The organism is Streptomyces sp. NPDC002888 (assembly GCF_042888465.1).
Taxonomy (GTDB): Bacteria; Actinomycetota; Actinomycetes; order Streptomycetales; family Streptomycetaceae; genus Streptomyces.
Window position 1 is genome coordinate 1 of sequence record NZ_JBIAPU010000014.1, and the last position, 16,136, is coordinate 16,136.

A 16,136-nucleotide genomic window follows, 5' to 3' on the forward strand; every position below is an offset into this window, starting at 1 on the left:
CCCACCCCCCCCCCCCGCCCCGCCCCCCCCCCCCCCCACCAAAAAAACCCCCCCCCCCCCCCCCCCCCCCCCGCCGGGCCGGCCCCCCCCCCCCCCCCCCCCCCCCCCCCCCCCCCCCCCCCCCACCCCCCCCCACCCACCTGCTGGCCACCGCAACGCCAACCGCCGCCCACACTCCCTGTGGGCGGCGGTTGGCGTTGCGACCGTCTCCAGTCGCCCGCCTCACCCTTCCTCCTCTCCCTGCGCCCGCAACAGCAGCAACGCCACATCGTCCAGGCGTTCCTCAGCGGAGGCGTGACGGTGGATGAGGGTGTCGGCGAGTTCGTCGAGGGGGCGGTGGGCGGATTCGGTGAGGCGGAGGGACAGGTCGGCGAGGGCGTCCTCTATGTCGACGCCGGGTGATTCGATGAGGCCGTCGGTGTAGAGGGCGAGGATCGAGCCGGGGGCGAGGTTCACCTCGGTGGTGGGGTACGTCGCCGAGCCGTCGATGCCGAGGAGCGGGCCGCCGGCCAGATCGAGGACGCGGACCCGGCCGTCAGGCCGGCGCAGCAACGGCGGAGGGTGGCCCGCGCGGGCCATCACGGCCCGACCGCGCCCGGGATCGAGCCGCAGGTACAGGCAGCTGGCGAACAGGTCCGCGCCCAGGTCGATGAGCAGCTGATTCGTGCTGCGCATGATCTCCCCGGGCTCCTGACCGACCGTCGTGTACGCCCGTACCGCCGTGCGGATCTGCCCCATCAGCCCGGCCGCGGTGACGTTGTGCCCCTGCACGTCCCCGATCACCGCAGCCGCCAGCGGAGGCGTCGGCACCAGGTCGTAGAAGTCGCCGCCGATCTCCATGCCCCGCGTGGCCGGGAGATAGCGCGCGGCCGCGTCGATGCCCGGCAGCGGCGGCAGGGAGTGGGGCAGCAGCGCCGCCTGGAGCCCGTGGGCCAGCTGATGCTTGGCGTCGTAGAGCAGCGCCCGCTCCAGCGCCTGCGCGATCAGCCCGCCCAGGCTGGTCAGCACCGCCCGCTCGTCCGCCGGGAAGTGATGCGGCTCCGCGTAGGACAGCGCCCAGGTGCCCACGGGCCGCCCGGAGGCGATCAGCGGCAGGTACGCCCACGCCGCGAAGCCGTCCGGTGTCGAGGGCCGGGTCGGATACAGCCGCTCCAGCTGCTGCCGGGACTCGAAGAACGCCGGTACCCCGTTGCGCAGGACATGCGTACCCGGTGTCGGCGAGGCCAACGGCATCCCGTCGAATCGTTCAACGATATGCGGATCCGGATATCCCCGGTGTCCCAGCACGTGCAGCCGACCCGCCCGCGACCCCAGCAGTACCAGTGCCTGACCGCCCACCGCGGGCAGGATCTCGTCGGCCACCAGCTGCACCACGTCCTGCACGCCCACCGCCTCGGTGAGCGCCGCCGCCAGACTCAGCACCTGCGAGATGGTGACCAGCCGTGAGGGCGCGTCCCCGGGCTGCGGCCCGGCCCGGTTCATCTCCGACACGGCCCGCGCCCGGCTGATACGGACGCTGAGACCCGTCGTACTCGGATACAGCCGGAACGACAGCCAGTCGCCGGGCGGCCGCAGGGCCACGAACGAGGTGACGTGCTGGCTGATCAACGCGGCCCGGTACCGGTCCTCGTACATCGGATCGTTCAACCAGGGGACCGCCGCCCACGGCTGGGCGCCGAGCAGGCGGCTCGCCGGCACGCCGAGCAGGTCGGCGGCCGCCGCGTTGACGAACCCGACCCGCCCGTCCAGATCGAGCGAGCACAGCCCGTACGGCAGCCGCGCCACCATCCGCGCCGCCTCCACCGTGCCGAGGGTGCCCGTCACACCCCCCGCCGGCGCCACCCCGAGCAGATCCGGCTCCGCGCGCAGCGAACGGCTCTCCGCGGCGGCCCGCTCCAGCCGCAGCGCGAGCCGGTCGCAGGCCGCGGTCAGCTGCTCCCGCTCCCGTTCCGACAGCTCCGCCGGATGCGAGCCGGGCCAGGTCAGGAAGACCGCGCCGTACACCGTGGAGTCGGTCGCCACCGGCAGCGCGGCCAGGCAGAACGGGTAGGGCAGCACCACGGCGATGCGCGGATAGCGGGTCGCCATGTCCTCCTCGCCGCCCACCCATACCAGCCGCCGCCGGCGAACCGCCTCCGCGACCGGGATCGGCGCGCTCAGCCCGACCCGCTCCCAGGGCGCCGCGAACGCCCGGGGCAGTCCCGCCATCACCGCCATCTCCAGCACAGGCTCGTCGGGCGCCCGCAGGTACACCGCCCCGGAGTGCGCCTGGACGGCGTCCATCATCGTGGTCAGGGCGAGCGACAGCAGCGGCTGGTCCACCGGGGGCCTGGCGGCCGCCGGCGCCTGCCGGGACGTCTGCCCGTCGGACACGCCGACCACCTCCTCGCCCGGCCGCGCGGTCCCAGGGACAAATCTCCCCCCTTGCGGCCCGACGCGCACGGCGAGCGGCGCCGCTCTCTACCCCGTCGCCGCCCGGCCATGCCCCCACAGTCGAAGCGCGCGGCAGCGAACGGGCGCCGCACATGCGCCCCCGCGCACCCCGATGGCCGGTTCTTCGCGCCCACGAACGGTCGCGGGCGTCAACAATGGGCACGCGCTCAACACCGCGGAAACAAAAGGCCGTACGGCGAGCTGAAGGGGTGGCAGTGATCCGGGTACTTCTGGTGCACGACGCGTGTCTGGTGCGATCGGTTCTGGCGGAGTGGCTGGGCCGTGAACCCGACCTGCGGGTCCACGACACCTCGTGGCCCGGCGCGCCGGGCCTGGTGCGGTCCGTACGACCCGATGTGTGCGCGGCGGACCTGGAGTGCTCGGACTCCTACGGCATCCCGCCGCTCGGCGAGCTGTCCCGGCCGGGCCCGGACCACGCGCCGCCGAGGCTGCTCGTGCTTGCCACCGCGAACAGACCGGGGCTGCTCAAGCGGGCCGTCGAGGCGGGGGCGCTCGGCTACGTCGACAAGGAGGGCTCGCCGGAGCGCCTGGTGTGCGGAATCCGCCGGGTCGCCGAGGGGAAACGTTTCGTCGACGACTCGCTGGGCCTCGGTTTCCTCAAGGCCGCCGAGATGCCGCTGACCCGGCGCGAACTGAGCGTCTTATCCCTGGCCGCCGAGGGAGCGTCCGTCGCGGAGATCGCCGGGAGCCTGCATCTCTCCCACGGGACCGTGCGGAACTACATGGCGGCCATCACCCGCAAGACCGGCGCCCGCAACCGCATCGACGCGATCCGCATCTCGCAGGGGGAGGGCTGGCTGTGACGGCCGGCCCGCGACGAGCTCGCGGTACGGCGCCGAGTCGCGCATGAGCTCCTCATGGGTGCCGTACGCCGTGCGTGGACCGTCCATGACCAGGATCCGGTGTGCGCGCAGCGCCGAGCTGATCCGGTGCGCCACGACGACCAGCGTGCCGCCCGGCCTCCTGGCGAAGGCACGCTCCGCGCGTTCCTCCGCCCGCGCGTCCAGATGACAGGTCGCCTCGTCCAGCAACGCGAGCGGGGCGTACGACAGATAGGCCCGGGTCAGCGCGACGAGCTGCCGCTCACCGGCGGAGAGCGCCGCGGGGTCGACCTCGGCCGCCGGCCCGCCGAGCCGTTCCAGCAACGGGGTCAGTCCGACCGCGTCGGCCGCCTCGAGCAGCTCCGCCTCGGGCACGGGGTCCGGGCGGAGGTAGGCGAGGTTCTCGGCGAGGGTGCCGGTGTGGACGTAGGCCTCCTGCGGGATCAACACCCGCCGCGCCGAGGTCTCGACCCCCGGAACCGGCCATCCGCACACCTGGATCGTCCCGTGCCCGGGCTCCAGCAACCCGGCCACCAGGGCGGTGAGTGTGGACTTCCCGATGCCGCTCGGGCCGACGACGGCGAGGTGGGACCCGGCGGGGAGGGCGAGATCCAGCCCGTCGATGACGGGGGCGCTGTGGGGGCCGTAGGCGAAGGTGAGGGAGGAGAGGGAGAAGGCGGGGGCAGGGGTGGTGTTGTCGGGGGAGCCCGGGACAGCGGCCGATTCGGCGCTGGGGGCACGGTGGGCACCGCCGGTCCCGTGGGAGTGATCCGTGCCCTGCGCCGTCAGCCGCCGCAGCACCACCGTCAGGCGTGAGCCGCTCGTGCCGAGGCCGTGGACCAGGTTGGTCAGGGCGGGGAGGAGGGACTGGGTGACGTAGGCGAGGGCGCCGAGGAGGGCGCCGGGGGTGACGTCGTGGCGGAGCAGCCAGGGGGTGGTGGCGAGGAGCAGGACGATGGGGAGCTGGCCGCCGATCGCCAGGGAGGCCACGCGCAGGGTGCTCCAACGGGCGAGGGAACGCGCGGCGCGCTCTTCGGCGTCGACGCGGACGGCGGTGTCCGCGGCGACCCGTTCCTCCGCGCCGGCGGCCGTGACGTCCCGCAGTCCCGGGCAGACCGTGCCGAGATGCCCCGCGAGAGCCTCGTCGGCGACGAGGAACGCCTCCTGCCTGCGGGCCAGCGGTCGCAGCGTCGCCGCGAACAGCGCCACCCCGGCCGCGAGCGGGGGCACGACGACCAGGAGCAGCGGCGGGGCCAGCGAGAACAGGCCGACGAGAGCGCCGACCGCGGTGAACACGAAGGAGCGCGACACCATCACCAGACCGGCGAAGGTGTCCCGCGCGATCTCCGTCTGCTGGGTGAGCCCGGACAGCGCCCGGTGGTCCCCCTCCCGCACCCCGCGCCCGACCACCCGCTCGACCAGCCGGTCCCTGAGCGGCTCGACGAGCGCCGCGACCGCCGCGTACACCCGCGCGGTGCCGTACGCGCCGAGCACGACCCCGATCCCGGCGACCCCGAGCCAGCCGAGCCCGACCTCCGGACGCCCTCGCAGGAACCCGGCGTCGAGGGCCCGCGCCGGTGCGTAGCCGATGAGGAACGTCTGCCCCGTCTCCAGCACGGACCACCCGGCGAGCCGCACGAGAACCGGCCGACGGCCCCGCAGGAACCGCAGGCCGCGCCGGTGGATCCCGTCCGTCACGACCCCACCCCCTGTCCGAACACCGCTCGGTACTCCGCGTCCCGCCACAGCCGCTCATGCGGTCCCACCGCGCGTACGCGTCCGCCGTCCAGCCAGGCCACCGCGTCGGCGCGGGCCGCCGTGGCCGCGCGGTGGGCGACCAGGAGCCGGGTGCCGCTCGTGCCGCCGCTCAGCAGGGCGTCGGTGATGCGGGCCTCCGTCACCGTGTCGAGGCTGGAGAGCGCGTCGTCGAGGATCAGCAGGCGGCCGCCATGGGCGAACGCACGGGCGAGACCGAGGCGTTGGGACTCGCCCCCGGAGCGGGGGGCGTCGGCGCAGAGGGTCGCGTAGCCGTCGGGGAGGCGGCGGACGAAGTCGTCGGCGTGGGCGGCGCGGGCCGCCTGCCGGACGCGGGCGGGGGAGGGGGACGACAGGGCGAGGCCGATCGCGTCCTCGACGGTGCCGCCGAGCAGGGCGGGCCGATCGAAGGCGTAGGCGATCGCGCGGCGCAGGTCGTCGTGGGGGAGTTGAGGCAGCGGCACCCCGTCGAGCAGCACCTCTCCGGCGTCCGGGTCGGTCAGCCGCCCAGCGAGTGCGGCGAGCAGGGACTTGCCGGTGCCGGAACGGCCGACCACGGCGAGCGTGGTGCCGCCGGGGACCACGAGGTCGATCCCGTCGAGTACGGTGCGTCCGCCGCGCCGGGCACTCACTCCGCGCAGCTCCAGTCGGCCCGGTCCGTCGGGCAGCCGTCGCTTCCCGTGGGCGGGGGCGGGTTCGGCCAGGACCTCGGCCAGGCGCCCGGCGGCCGCACGGGCCCGGGCCAGCCCCGCCACCTGTCCGACCAGCACGCCGACCCCCGTCGCGAGGACGGCGTACCGGGAGGCCGCGAGCACCTCGCCCACCGTCAGCCGGTGCCGGGTGAGCAGCACTCCGGCCACGGCGACGACCCCGAGCTGGAGCAGCGGCGCCACGGCGACGGCCCGGGCGGCGGCCCGCCCCTGCACCCGCCACATGCGGTGTCCCGCGCGGGACAGCTCGGGCAGCGGTCGCAGGATCCGCGCCGTCTCCTTTCCGGCCGTACCCGCCGCCCGGATGGTGCGGTGTCCGCCGACGGCCTCCGTGAGCGCGGCCGCGATCCGCCCCTGCGCCTGCTGGTAGTGCGCCGCGCACGTCGAGGTGTCCCGGGCGACCGCGCGCAGCAACAGGAACAGCACGGGGGCTCCGGCGAGGAACACGGCGGCGAGCCACGGGTCGATCACGGCGAGCGCGACGACACCGCCGACGGGACCGGCCGTAGCGGCGAGCGTCGAGGCCCGCGCGGCGGGTGCCGTTCCCGCCTGCGCGGCGTTGCCGACGAGCCGGGCGACGAGGTCACCGGAGCCGAAGCGGCCCGCGGCCCGCGGGCCGACCGCCAGCACATGCCCGGCCAGCCGCCCGCGCAACCAGGCCGTCGTCCGCGCGTCGACCGTGCCGGTGAGGACGGTCCCGGCCGCGTCGAGCAGCGCGAGCAGCAGTATGAGTGCGGCGCAGCACAGCACCCAACGGGTCGCCGGGGCGTGCGCCAGCAGGAGGTCCAGGGCCCGCCCCAGAGCGGCCGGCAGCGCCAGACCCACACCGGTCGCGGTGGTACTCACCAGACACAGCGCGAGGCAACGCCGCCCACTGTGCCGCCCGGCGCGGCGCGCCAGCGCATGTGCGTCCGCGGCCGCTCGGTCATCGTCGGCGGGGGGCGTCTCGCGGTGCGTGCCTCGGGCCGTCTGTTCGTCGTCGCCACGGGTCGTCATGCGGCAGCAGCCCCCGCGTGTGAGGGACGGGACCCCGAGCGGCCCTCCCTTGTGGGAGTGGACCGCCCGGGGCCGGGATGAACGGGGCCCGTCAGAGACAGAGCAGAACGCTGGCGGCGCTGATGCAGGACAGCAGGCTGACCGTGCTCTGCCCGCCGCCGCCGGTGTGCTCGTCGGACTCCATCGTCTGCAGGTCGAGAAGTGCCATCTCGGTTCCTTCCTTCGGTGTCCATCCGTGGGGACGGGGTGGTGTCACGACTCCGTCAGGTCGCGGAGCCGCGCTGTGTGGGCCGCCCGAGCGGCGGCAGGAACGGCAGGTGAGCGGTGGACCCCGCGTCGAGGGCCGCGCCGAGCGCGAGCAGGCACCCTGCCGTTCCGGTGCCCAGGTCCATCGACAGCCGCATCATCTGGTGCCCGGGGAAGGCCAGTTGGCCCTGGTACGACATCGCGAACCAGCCCAGCCCGGCGATCTGCTCGGCGAGCCGGTCCGCGCCGGCCCCGGGCGCCGAGGTGCGGGCGAGGTGCAGGATCATCCCGGCGCGGCCCTGGAAGAGGCCGGGCTGGGCGTAGAAGCGTGAGGTGGCGGCGGTCACGACGCCGGAGCGGGCCCGCTCGAACTCCTCGACGGTGTCAGGGGCGTTGCCGGCTTCGTCGGCGTGCGCCAGGTAGTCGTCGAGGACCATGCCGAGGCCCACGCTGCCGTCGCCGAGGTAGGGCAGGGTCCGCCACCCCTCGTCGACCTCCAGCGCGCCGCCCTCCCGGGTCATGCAGCACTCCAGGTCCTGGCGCAGCGCCCCGGCGGCCGCCTCCAGCAGTTCCGGCTCGCCGGTCCGCCCGTACTGCCGCAGCAGGAACAGCGCGGGCCCGCTCGCGCCCCGCAGCAGCCCGGCCCGTCGCCGGGGCGCGTCGGGGCGCGGCTCGGCGAGCCGTCGTACGAGGAGACGGGCGGCCTCGGCGGCCCGTTCCCGCAGCTCCGCCTCGCGCGTCGTCTCCGCGAGGTGGCCGAGCACGAGGCCCAGCCCGGCCAGTCCGCCGTGCAGGTCGGAGGAGAGCTTCTGCCACTTCTCCGCGAGGATGCCGTCGACCAGGTCCAGCGCCCGGCCCCGGTGCCCGAGCCGGTCCAGGACCAGGGCCACGCCCGCCAGACCGTCGTACAGGCCGAGCGGCGTGCCCGGGGGCGGCGGCTCGGTGTGCTCCAGCAGCCAGCGCTCACCCTCGTCGTACCGTTCGGCGCCGGTCTCGGCCAGCGCGTACAGCACCCCGGCCGCACCGTGCGCCAGACCGAGCCCGCCGCCGTCGGAGAACTGCGCGATGTCCCCCGGGAACAGCCGGTCGTCCCGCTCCGGCGTCGCCGAGGCGAGGATCGCCTTCACCATCGAGTCCCGGCTGTAGGGCCAGTCGCCGGGCGACACAAGAGACGCCCCCACGAGCCGCGCCGCTCGCGGTGCCTTCGCGGCGGCCGGACGGGCCGGGCCCTCCTCGGCGGCGAGGCCGGCCCGGCGGGCCGAACCCGACGCCTCCCCGGCACCCGGTCGCTCCGCCCCCGGCGCCCGGGTGATCTCCGCGACCGCCTCCTGCAGGAACCGCCGCGGCACGTCCGGGAACTGTTCCGCGACGACCTCCGCCAGGTGGGCCGCCTTGTCGCGGTCGACCACGAACAGGGTGGTGACGGGGAGGAAGAGGGCCAGCCGCAGACAGGCGAGGGCGTAGCGGTCGACGTCGACGCCTCTGCGGTCGGGCGGCGCGAAGAAGCCGGGGTGGGCGACGACTTGGCGGCCCTGTTCGGTGACGGGCGCCGCCGCCTCGAAGTCGATCAGGCGGACGGACTCCCCGTCGGGGGCGACCATGATGTTGAAGACGTGCAGGTCGTTGAAGACGATCCCGCGCGCGTGGAGCGCCTCGACCGCCTCCTCGACCGCCCGGTGGATGCGCAGCGCCCACGCCGTGTAGGAGGCGACGGCCCCGGGATCCGGGTCCGGCGTCAGCAGCGGGTGACGTTCGGCGAAGAAGGAGTTCAGGGGGCGGCCCTCGACGAAGTCCATGACCAGGAAGCGGTGGCCGCCGAGCTCGAACCAGTCACGCACCTCGGGCACCACACCGGTCCCCGCCACCCGCTCCAGCGCCTCCTTCTCCCGCTCCAGCCGGGCGATCGCGTCCGCACCGTCCGCGGCGAGCCCCGCGTGCGGCCGCCCCTCCTTGAGGACGACCTTGCGCCCGTCCCGCGTGTCGGTGCCCGCGTACACCCCGCCGCCGTTGGAGAAGTGCAGCGCCTTCTCGATGCGGTACGGCAGCTCGCCCACCGTCGTGGTGTTGCGCGCCGCGAGATGCGGTGCGAGGAACGCCGGCAGCGTCACCCACTCCGGCACCTGGAAAGAAGGCGCCCGCCGGTCCGGGACCAGCCGGCCCCCGCCGTCCCGCACCGCCGGCACGAGCGAGCCCCGCTCGTCGACGACGAACGTGCGCGCGAAAGCGCCGTAGCGGACGTAGAGCGGGCCGTCGTACCAGCGCAGGTCGGTGAGGATGTACGGGCCGTCGTAGCCCTTGAGCAGGTCGCCCAGCTCGCCCAGCACGGTGTGCAGCTGCTCCTCGTCGGCCGGGTAGACGGTGACGAACTTGCCGCTGCCGTCACGGGCCGCGTACTTGGTGTTGCGCAGGTGGAGGAGGTGCGGGCCCGGGACGAACTTGAACGGGATCCGCCGGGGCACGCAGTAGTCCCACACGATCGCCGCGATCTCGTCCGCGTTCCCCCGGGTGGCCGAGGCGTGGATCTTCCAGCCCTGGGCCGGTCCGGCGAGCGGTTCGCCGTCCGGGCCGTTCGGCGTCAGCGTCAGCCAGTCCCCGATCCGGGCCGCCGCCCAGCCGTCGGGGAGGGCGCGCCGCGCCGTCTCGAACAGGGGCGCGGCCTGCGCCCCGCCCGCCGAGAGGCGGTCCGGCGTGTCGTAGAAGTGCCCGTCCGCCAGCGCGTACACCTCGTACCGCTTGTCCATGCGTCCCCCTCCGTGACCCGGCACCGAGACTTCCAGCCGGTCGAGGGGTCCGGACAGTCACCGCTGTCACGAGATCACCGTGCGGTACGCACGTGTCAAGACATGTTCGGCCCTTTCGAACGGGCCGGGAACCGAGTGTTCATCGAACAGTCACAGGGGCTGCGCACACGTCTCATAAGCGCTGTAATACGGACGTGGTCAGTGAGGGCGCCGCCGGACGCAGAACGAGGACTCTGCGTGCCGAGGTTGCCCTCAAGACGCTCGCGAGTGACCCCGAATCACCCGAACGGGTGCGCCGCACTCTCGAACAGGTTCTCGTCTTCACGGGCGCGACGCTCGCCGCCCTCTACGCGCCGGGCGCGGAAGGCGACCTGCTGTGCCTGGTCGAGTCGGTCGGTGTCCCGAGGACGCTGTACGGGCTGCGCGAGAGCTACCCGGTCGCCGGGCGCTCCCCGGCCGCCGACGCCCACCGCACCGCGGAGCCGGTCTGGCTCGGCCCCGCGGAGCTCGCCGGGTGCGCCGAGTCGCGACGGATGGCGTCCCAGGACGTCTTCCTGGCCGCCCTGCCCGTCCGTGAGAGCGAAGCCGACGGCTGCTGTCTGCTCGCCGTCACCGAGAGCCCCGGCGGCTTCGATCCCGAGGACCGCGCGTGTCTGGCGCTCGTCGCCGAGGCCGTCACCTGCCCCGGCCCGGTCCGGCCCGCCGTCGGCGAGGAACTCACCGGGGGCGCCTTCAGCCTCGCCATGGACACCGGCCGCGTGGAGGTCGGCGACGACATTCTGGAGCTGTTCGGTCTCACCCGTGAGGAGTTCGACGGCAAGGTCGAGACCCTGCTCGGCCTCACCGTCCCGGAGGACCTGCCCTCGCTGATGTCCGTGGTCGAGGCCGACCACATGTCCATCGGCGACCGCGAACTGGAGTTCCGCGTCCTGCAGCCCACCGGACCGCCCCGGTGGCTGCGGCTGCGCGGCCGCATGCTGACCGGCGACGACGGCCGTCCGGCCCGGCTCGTGGGCACCGTCGCCGACGCCTCCACGCTGCGCTCCGACGTCACCGACGTGGCCCGCGTCCAGCGCCTGGCCGCCGCCCTGGCGACCGCCGTCACGGTCCGCGAGGTCAGCCAGGCCGTGGTCGCCGCCCTGCGCAAGCCGCTACGGGCCGACCGGATCGCCCTCGCCGAACTGGAGAACGAGCGGCTCGTCGTCACGGTCCTCGACCCGCCCGAACCGGAGTCGTGGCCCGAGCTGTGGCGGCTGGAGTGGCGTTCCGAATGGCCCGACGCGCCGGTGCGCTCCATGCCCACCCTCGCCGCCGCCCTGCGCGAGGGCCGCGCCCAGATCTGGCCCGCCGGCACCGCCCTGGAACCCGCCCTCGCCGAGGTCGGCCCCGGCGGCCTCGCCGTGCTGCCGCTGCCCGCCGCGGGCCGCATGGCCGGCGCCTGCCTGATCGGCTGGGACACCCCGCACGACTTCGGCCCCGACGAACGCGCCCTGCTCACCGCCTCCGCGGGCCTCGCCGGGCAGGCCCTGATGCGTGCCCACGCCTTCGACGCCGAGCACGAACTGGTCGGCATGCTCCAGCGCCAGCTCCTCCCGCGCCGCCTGCCGACACTGCCCGGCGCGGTCGCCGTCGCCCGCTACCTGCCCACCACCGCGGGTCTGGAGGTCGGCGGCGACTGGTACGACGTGATCCCGCTGCCCGACCACCACGTGGCCCTCGTCATCGGCGACGTCCAGGGCCACAGCGCGGCCGCCGCCACCCTCATGGGCCAGATGCGCACGGCCCTGCGCGCCTACGCCGCCGAGGGGCATCCCCCGGACGTGGTCGTCTCCCACGCCAACCGGCTCCTCGTGGAGCTGGAGACCGACCTCTTCGTGACCTGCTGCTACGTCGACGTCGACATGGAGGAGGGCACCGCCTGGTGCGTGCGCGCCGGACACCTGCCCCCGGTGCTGCGCCACCCCGACGGCACCACGGAGATCGCGGAGGCGGACGGCGGCCCGCCGCTCGGCGTGCTGGCGCAGGCCGACTTCCCCCTCAGCCCCCTCTCCCTGCGCCCCGGCACCGTGGTCGCCCTCACCACCGACGGCCTCGTCGAGTCCCCCGACTCCGACATCGACACGGGGATGGAGCGGCTCGCCCGCGAACTGGCCGAATCCGACCCCTCCCACCTCGGCCTCGTCGCCGACGCCCTCCTCAGCGACGCCCGCCGCGCCGACGACATCGCCCTGCTCCTCATGCGCTACGACGGCATGGCCGTACGCCCACGGCGCGAGACCTGGACGGTGTGGCGCGTCCCCGAGGCGGTCCGGCACGCCCGCCGCTACACCCGGCGCGTCCTGCGCGGCTGGAGCATGCCCGACGACGACATCGACTCCGCCCTGCTCGTCGTCTCCGAGCTCGTCACCAACGCCCTCGTCCACACCGGCGGCCCGGTCCGCCTCGACCTCATCCTGCACAACCACCGGCTGCGCGTCGCCGTCACCGACTCCTCGCCCCGCTCTCCCGTCAAGCCGTCCGACATCGGCTGGGAGGCCACGGGCGGCCGGGGAATCCTCCTCGTCGAGGCCATGTCGGACACCTGGGGAACGGTGCCGGTCAGCGGCGGCAAGCAGGTCTGGTGCGAGCTCCCATTAGGGCACTCCACAAGCTGAGGGCAAGGTTCCATTTCGGCCAATCATGGCTATGGTGAAGCAGATGAAGGCTCTCGTGCTGTCCGGCGGCGCCGGTACGCGGTTGCGGCCGATCACGCACACGTCGGCCAAACAACTCGTGCCCGTGGCCAACAAGGCGGTGCTCTTCTACGGGCTGGAATCGATCGCCGCGGCCGGCATCACCGAGGTGGGCGTGATCGTCGGCGACACCGCCGACGAGATCCGGGAAGCGGTCGGCGACGGCGCCTCCTTCGGCCTGGACGTCACCTACCTCCCGCAGGCGAGGCCCCTCGGCCTCGCCCACGCCGTTCTGATCGCGCGGGACTACCTCGGCGACGACGACTTCGTGATGTACCTCGGCGACAACTTCATCGTCGGCGGCATCACCGGCCTCGTCGACGCGTTCCGCCACACCCGCCCCGACGCACAGATCCTCCTCACCCGCGTGCCCGATCCCCGTGCCTTCGGCGTCGCCGAACTCAACGGCTGCGGTCAGGTCGTCGGCCTGGAGGAGAAGCCCGACCACCCCAAGAGCGACCTCGCCCTCGTCGGGGTGTACCTGTTCACGCCGGTCATCCACGAGGCGGTGCGCGCCATCTCGCCGTCGAGGCGCGGCGAACTGGAGATCACCCACGCCATCCAGCACCTGATCGACACCGGCGCCGACGTGCGCTCCACACTCGTCAAGGGCTACTGGAAGGACACCGGGAACGTCGTCGACATGCTGGAGGTCAACCGCACGGTCCTGGAGAGCGTCGAACGCCGCATCGACGGCGACGTGGACGGCCGCTCGGAGACCATCGGCCGGGTCGTCGTGGAGGAGGGCGCCCGCGTGGTGAACTCCCGGGTCGTCGGCCCCGTCGTCATCGGCGCCGGCACCGAGGTCCGCGACTCCTACGTCGGCCCCTTCACCTCCATCGCCGAGAACTGCCGGATCACCGACAGCGAACTGGAGTTCTCCATCGTGCTGCGGGACTCCTCCATCCACGGCGTGGGCCGCATCGAGAACTCCCTGATCGGCCGGCACGTCGAGGTCACCCCGGCCCCCGTCGTCCCCAGCGCCCACCGCCTCGTGCTCGGCGACCACAGCAAGGTGCAGATCCACACATGAACGTCCTCGTCACCGGCGCCGCCGGCTTCATCGGCTCCGCCTACGTCCGCACACTGCTCGCCACCGACGACACCGCCCGCGTCACGGTGCTGGACCGGCTCACCTACGCCGGCAGCACCGACAACCTGCCCCTCGGCCACCCTCGCCTGGAGTTCGTCCACGGTGACATCTGCGACCCCGCCCTCGTCGACAAGCTGATGGCCGGCACGGACCAGGTGGTGCACTTCGCGGCCGAGTCCCACGTCGACCGCTCCATCGAGGGCGCCGGCGAGTTCGTCCGCACCAACGTGCTCGGCACCCAGACCCTCCTCGACGCGGCCCTCAGACACGGCGTCGGCCCGTTCGTCCACGTCTCCACCGACGAGGTGTACGGCTCCATCGACACCGGCTCCTGGCCCGAGGACCACCCTCTGCGCCCGAACTCCCCGTACTCCGCCTCCAAGGCCTCCTCCGACCTGCTCGCCCTGGCCCACCACCGCACCCACGGCCTCGACGTGCGCGTCACCCGCTGCTCCAACAACTACGGCCCCCGCCAGTTCCCCGAGAAGGTCATCCCGCTGTTCGTCACCAACCTGCTCGACGGCGAAGACGTCCCGCTCTACGGCGACGGACGCAACGTCCGCGACTGGCTGCACGTCGACGACCACTGCCACGGTGTCGACCTCGTCCGCACCCAAGGGCGCCCCGGCGAGGTCTACAACATCGGCGGCGGCACCGAACTCAGCAACAGGGAACTCACCGCCCTCCTCCTCGACGCCTGCGGGGCCGACTGGGACCGGGTCGAGCACGTCGCCGACCGCAAGGGGCACGACCTGCGCTACAGCGTCGACTGGACCAAGGCCCGCACCGAGCTGGGCTACCACCCCTGCCGGGACTTCACGGCCGGCCTCGCCGAGACCGTCGACTGGTACCGCGACAACCGCGCCTGGTGGGAGCCCCTGAAACGGCGCACCGGCAGGGACGGCGGGACGACATGAGGTGGCTGGTCACCGGAGCGGGCGGCATGCTCGGCCGCGACACGGTGGCGGAACTGACCCGGCGCGGCGCGGACGTGGTGGGCCTGGACCGCTGCGCCCTGGACATCGCCCGGGTCGACTTCGTCGAACGGGCCTTCACCGTCCACCGGCCCGACCTGGTCGTCAACTGCGCCGCGCACACGGCCGTCGACGACGCCGAGACCGACGAGGCACGCGCCCTGCGCGTCAACGGCGGCGGCCCCCACCTGCTCGCCCGCGCCTGCGCGGCGACCGGCGCCCGCCTGATCCACGTCTCCACCGACTACGTCTTCTCCGGCGCCGCCCGCACCACCCCCTACCCGGAGGACCACCCCCCGGCCCCCCGCACCGCCTACGGCCGCACCAAACTCGCCGGTGAGCAGGCGGTGCGTGCCGAGCTCCCCGACGCGAGCGCCGTCGTACGCACCGCCTGGCTGTACGGGGTCCACGGCAGCAGCTTCGTACGGACGATGCTCGACCTTCAGGCGCGCCGCGACACCGTCACCGCCGTCGACGACCAGCGGGGCCAGCCGACGTGGAGCGCGGACGTCGCCGCACGCGTCGCCGACCTCGGCCCGCGCATCGGCCCCGACACCCACGGCGTCTTCCACGCCACCAACGCGGGCGAGGCCACCTGGTACGACCTGGCCCGCGAGGTGTTCCGGGGCGTCGGCGCCGACCCGGACCGGGTGCGCCCGACCGGCAGCGCCGCCTTCCCCCGGCCCGCCCAGCGCCCCGCGTACAGCGCCCTCGCGCACGGCCGCTGGCAGGAGGCCGGCCTGCCGCCACTGCGCGACTGGCATGCCGCCCTGCACGAAGCACTGCCCCTGATCCGCAAGGAGTCCCTGCGTGAAACGCCATGAGTTCCTGCGGGAACTGCACAAGGTCACCGCGAACCGCAACTACCTGGAGATCGGCGTCAACGACGGCCGCAGCCTGAAGCTCTCCCGCGTCCCCAGCATCGCGGTCGACCCCGCCTTCAAGGTGACCTCGGAGCTCCGGTGCGACGTCCACCTGGTGAAGGCCACCAGCGACGACTTCTTCGCCCGCGCCAACCCCCTCGCCCACCTCGAGGGCGGCCGCCATCCGCTGCGCAACCTGCGCCGGGGCCGCCATCCCCTCGGCCACTGGCGCCGCACCACCCTCGACCTGTCCTTCATCGACGGCATGCACCTGTTCGAGTACGCGCTGCGCGACTTCATCAACGTCGAACGGCACTCCGGCTGGGGAAGCGTGATCGTCCTCGACGACATGCTGCCCCGCAGCGTCGACGAGGCCGCCCGCGACCGCCACACCACGGCCTGGACCGGCGACGTCTACAAGCTCACCGAGATCCTCGCCCGCCACCGCCCCGACCTGGTGACCGTCCTCGTCGACACCCAGCCCACCGGCCAGCTCGTCGTCTTCGGCGCCGACCCCCGCAACACCGTGCTGCGCGACAGGTACGACGAGATCGTGGCGGAGTACGACGTGCCCGACCCGCAGAAGGTGCCCGAGGCGATCCTGGAACGGGCGGGAGCGGTGCGGCCACAGACGCTGCTCGAAGCGGGCCTGTGGCGGCCCCTCGTACGGGCCCGCAACCTGGGCCTGCGGCGCGCCCAGGGCTGGCAGCCGGTCCGCCGCGCCCTGGAACAGGTGGGCGTCAGCTCCTGA

The 16,136-nt window shown here is 74.0% G+C and carries 10 protein-coding genes and 1 pseudogene; 6 read left to right on the forward strand and 5 right to left on the reverse strand.

The annotated features are described in order from the left end of the window. Nucleotides 1-222: 222 nt before the first annotated feature. Nucleotides 223-2,382, reverse strand: a complete 2,160-nt coding sequence (locus tag ACFYWX_RS22780; protein WP_389425896.1) for a SpoIIE family protein phosphatase — start codon at nt 2,380-2,382, stop codon at nt 223-225. A gap of 206 nt (nt 2,383-2,588) precedes the next feature. On the opposite strand from ACFYWX_RS22780, the pseudogene ACFYWX_RS22785 reads away from it, so the two are divergent. Beyond that, nucleotides 2,589-3,173: pseudogene (locus ACFYWX_RS22785) on the forward strand (LuxR C-terminal-related transcriptional regulator); the annotation flags it as partial. Here ACFYWX_RS22785 and ACFYWX_RS22790 read toward each other — a convergent pair. The 4 genes from ACFYWX_RS22790 to lanKC all read right to left on the reverse strand — a co-directional run bounded on the left by ACFYWX_RS22790 (nt 3,096) and on the right by lanKC (nt 9,723). Further along, on the reverse strand, nt 3,096-4,973 hold the full coding sequence (locus ACFYWX_RS22790) for an ATP-binding cassette domain-containing protein (RefSeq protein ID WP_389425897.1): 1,878 nt from the start codon (nt 4,971-4,973) through the stop codon (nt 3,096-3,098). The pseudogene ACFYWX_RS22785 and the gene ACFYWX_RS22790 overlap by 78 nt on opposite strands. Next, nucleotides 4,970-6,736 (reverse strand): ABC transporter transmembrane domain-containing protein, encoded by a 1,767-nt coding sequence (locus ACFYWX_RS22795; protein WP_389425898.1) that lies wholly within the window; start codon nt 6,734-6,736, stop codon nt 4,970-4,972. The genes ACFYWX_RS22790 and ACFYWX_RS22795 overlap by 4 nt, the downstream gene beginning before the upstream one ends. Before the next feature lie 91 nt (nt 6,737-6,827). Further along, nucleotides 6,828-6,944 carry a SapB/AmfS family lanthipeptide gene (locus tag ACFYWX_RS22800; RefSeq protein ID WP_133925142.1) on the reverse strand — a complete coding sequence of 39 codons (117 nt, stop codon included), beginning with the start codon at nt 6,942-6,944 and terminating at the stop codon, nt 6,828-6,830. 55 nt (nt 6,945-6,999) lie between these two features. Next, nucleotides 7,000-9,723 carry a class III lanthionine synthetase LanKC gene (gene lanKC, locus ACFYWX_RS22805; RefSeq protein WP_389425899.1) on the reverse strand — a complete coding sequence of 908 codons (2,724 nt, stop codon included), beginning with the start codon at nt 9,721-9,723 and terminating at the stop codon, nt 7,000-7,002. A 194-nt stretch (nt 9,724-9,917) separates the two neighbouring features. Here lanKC and ACFYWX_RS22810 point away from each other — a divergent pair, with 194 nt between their 5' ends. The 5 genes from ACFYWX_RS22810 to ACFYWX_RS22830 are packed head-to-tail and all read left to right on the forward strand — an operon-like array spanning nt 9,918 to nt 16,136. Next, nucleotides 9,918-12,377, forward strand: a complete 2,460-nt coding sequence (locus ACFYWX_RS22810) for a SpoIIE family protein phosphatase (protein ID WP_389425900.1) — start codon at nt 9,918-9,920, stop codon at nt 12,375-12,377. A gap of 43 nt (nt 12,378-12,420) precedes the next feature. Further along, nucleotides 12,421-13,488, forward strand: coding sequence for a glucose-1-phosphate thymidylyltransferase (locus ACFYWX_RS22815; RefSeq protein WP_389425901.1), 1,068 nt, complete (start codon nt 12,421-12,423; stop codon nt 13,486-13,488). After that, the gene (gene rfbB, locus ACFYWX_RS22820) at nt 13,485-14,465 is read left to right on the forward strand and encodes a dTDP-glucose 4,6-dehydratase (protein ID WP_389425902.1); all 981 of its coding nucleotides are present in this window, start codon (nt 13,485-13,487) and stop codon (nt 14,463-14,465) included. The genes ACFYWX_RS22815 and rfbB overlap by 4 nt, the downstream gene beginning before the upstream one ends. Continuing rightward, nucleotides 14,462-15,346: a dTDP-4-dehydrorhamnose reductase gene (gene rfbD, locus ACFYWX_RS22825; protein ID WP_389425903.1), complete on the forward strand. Its 885-nt coding sequence runs from the start codon at nt 14,462-14,464 to the stop codon at nt 15,344-15,346. Before rfbB ends, rfbD begins: the two co-directional genes overlap by 4 nt. Beyond that, nucleotides 15,333-16,136 carry a class I SAM-dependent methyltransferase gene (locus ACFYWX_RS22830; RefSeq protein ID WP_389425904.1) on the forward strand — a complete coding sequence of 268 codons (804 nt, stop codon included), beginning with the start codon at nt 15,333-15,335 and terminating at the stop codon, nt 16,134-16,136. The genes rfbD and ACFYWX_RS22830 overlap by 14 nt, the downstream gene beginning before the upstream one ends.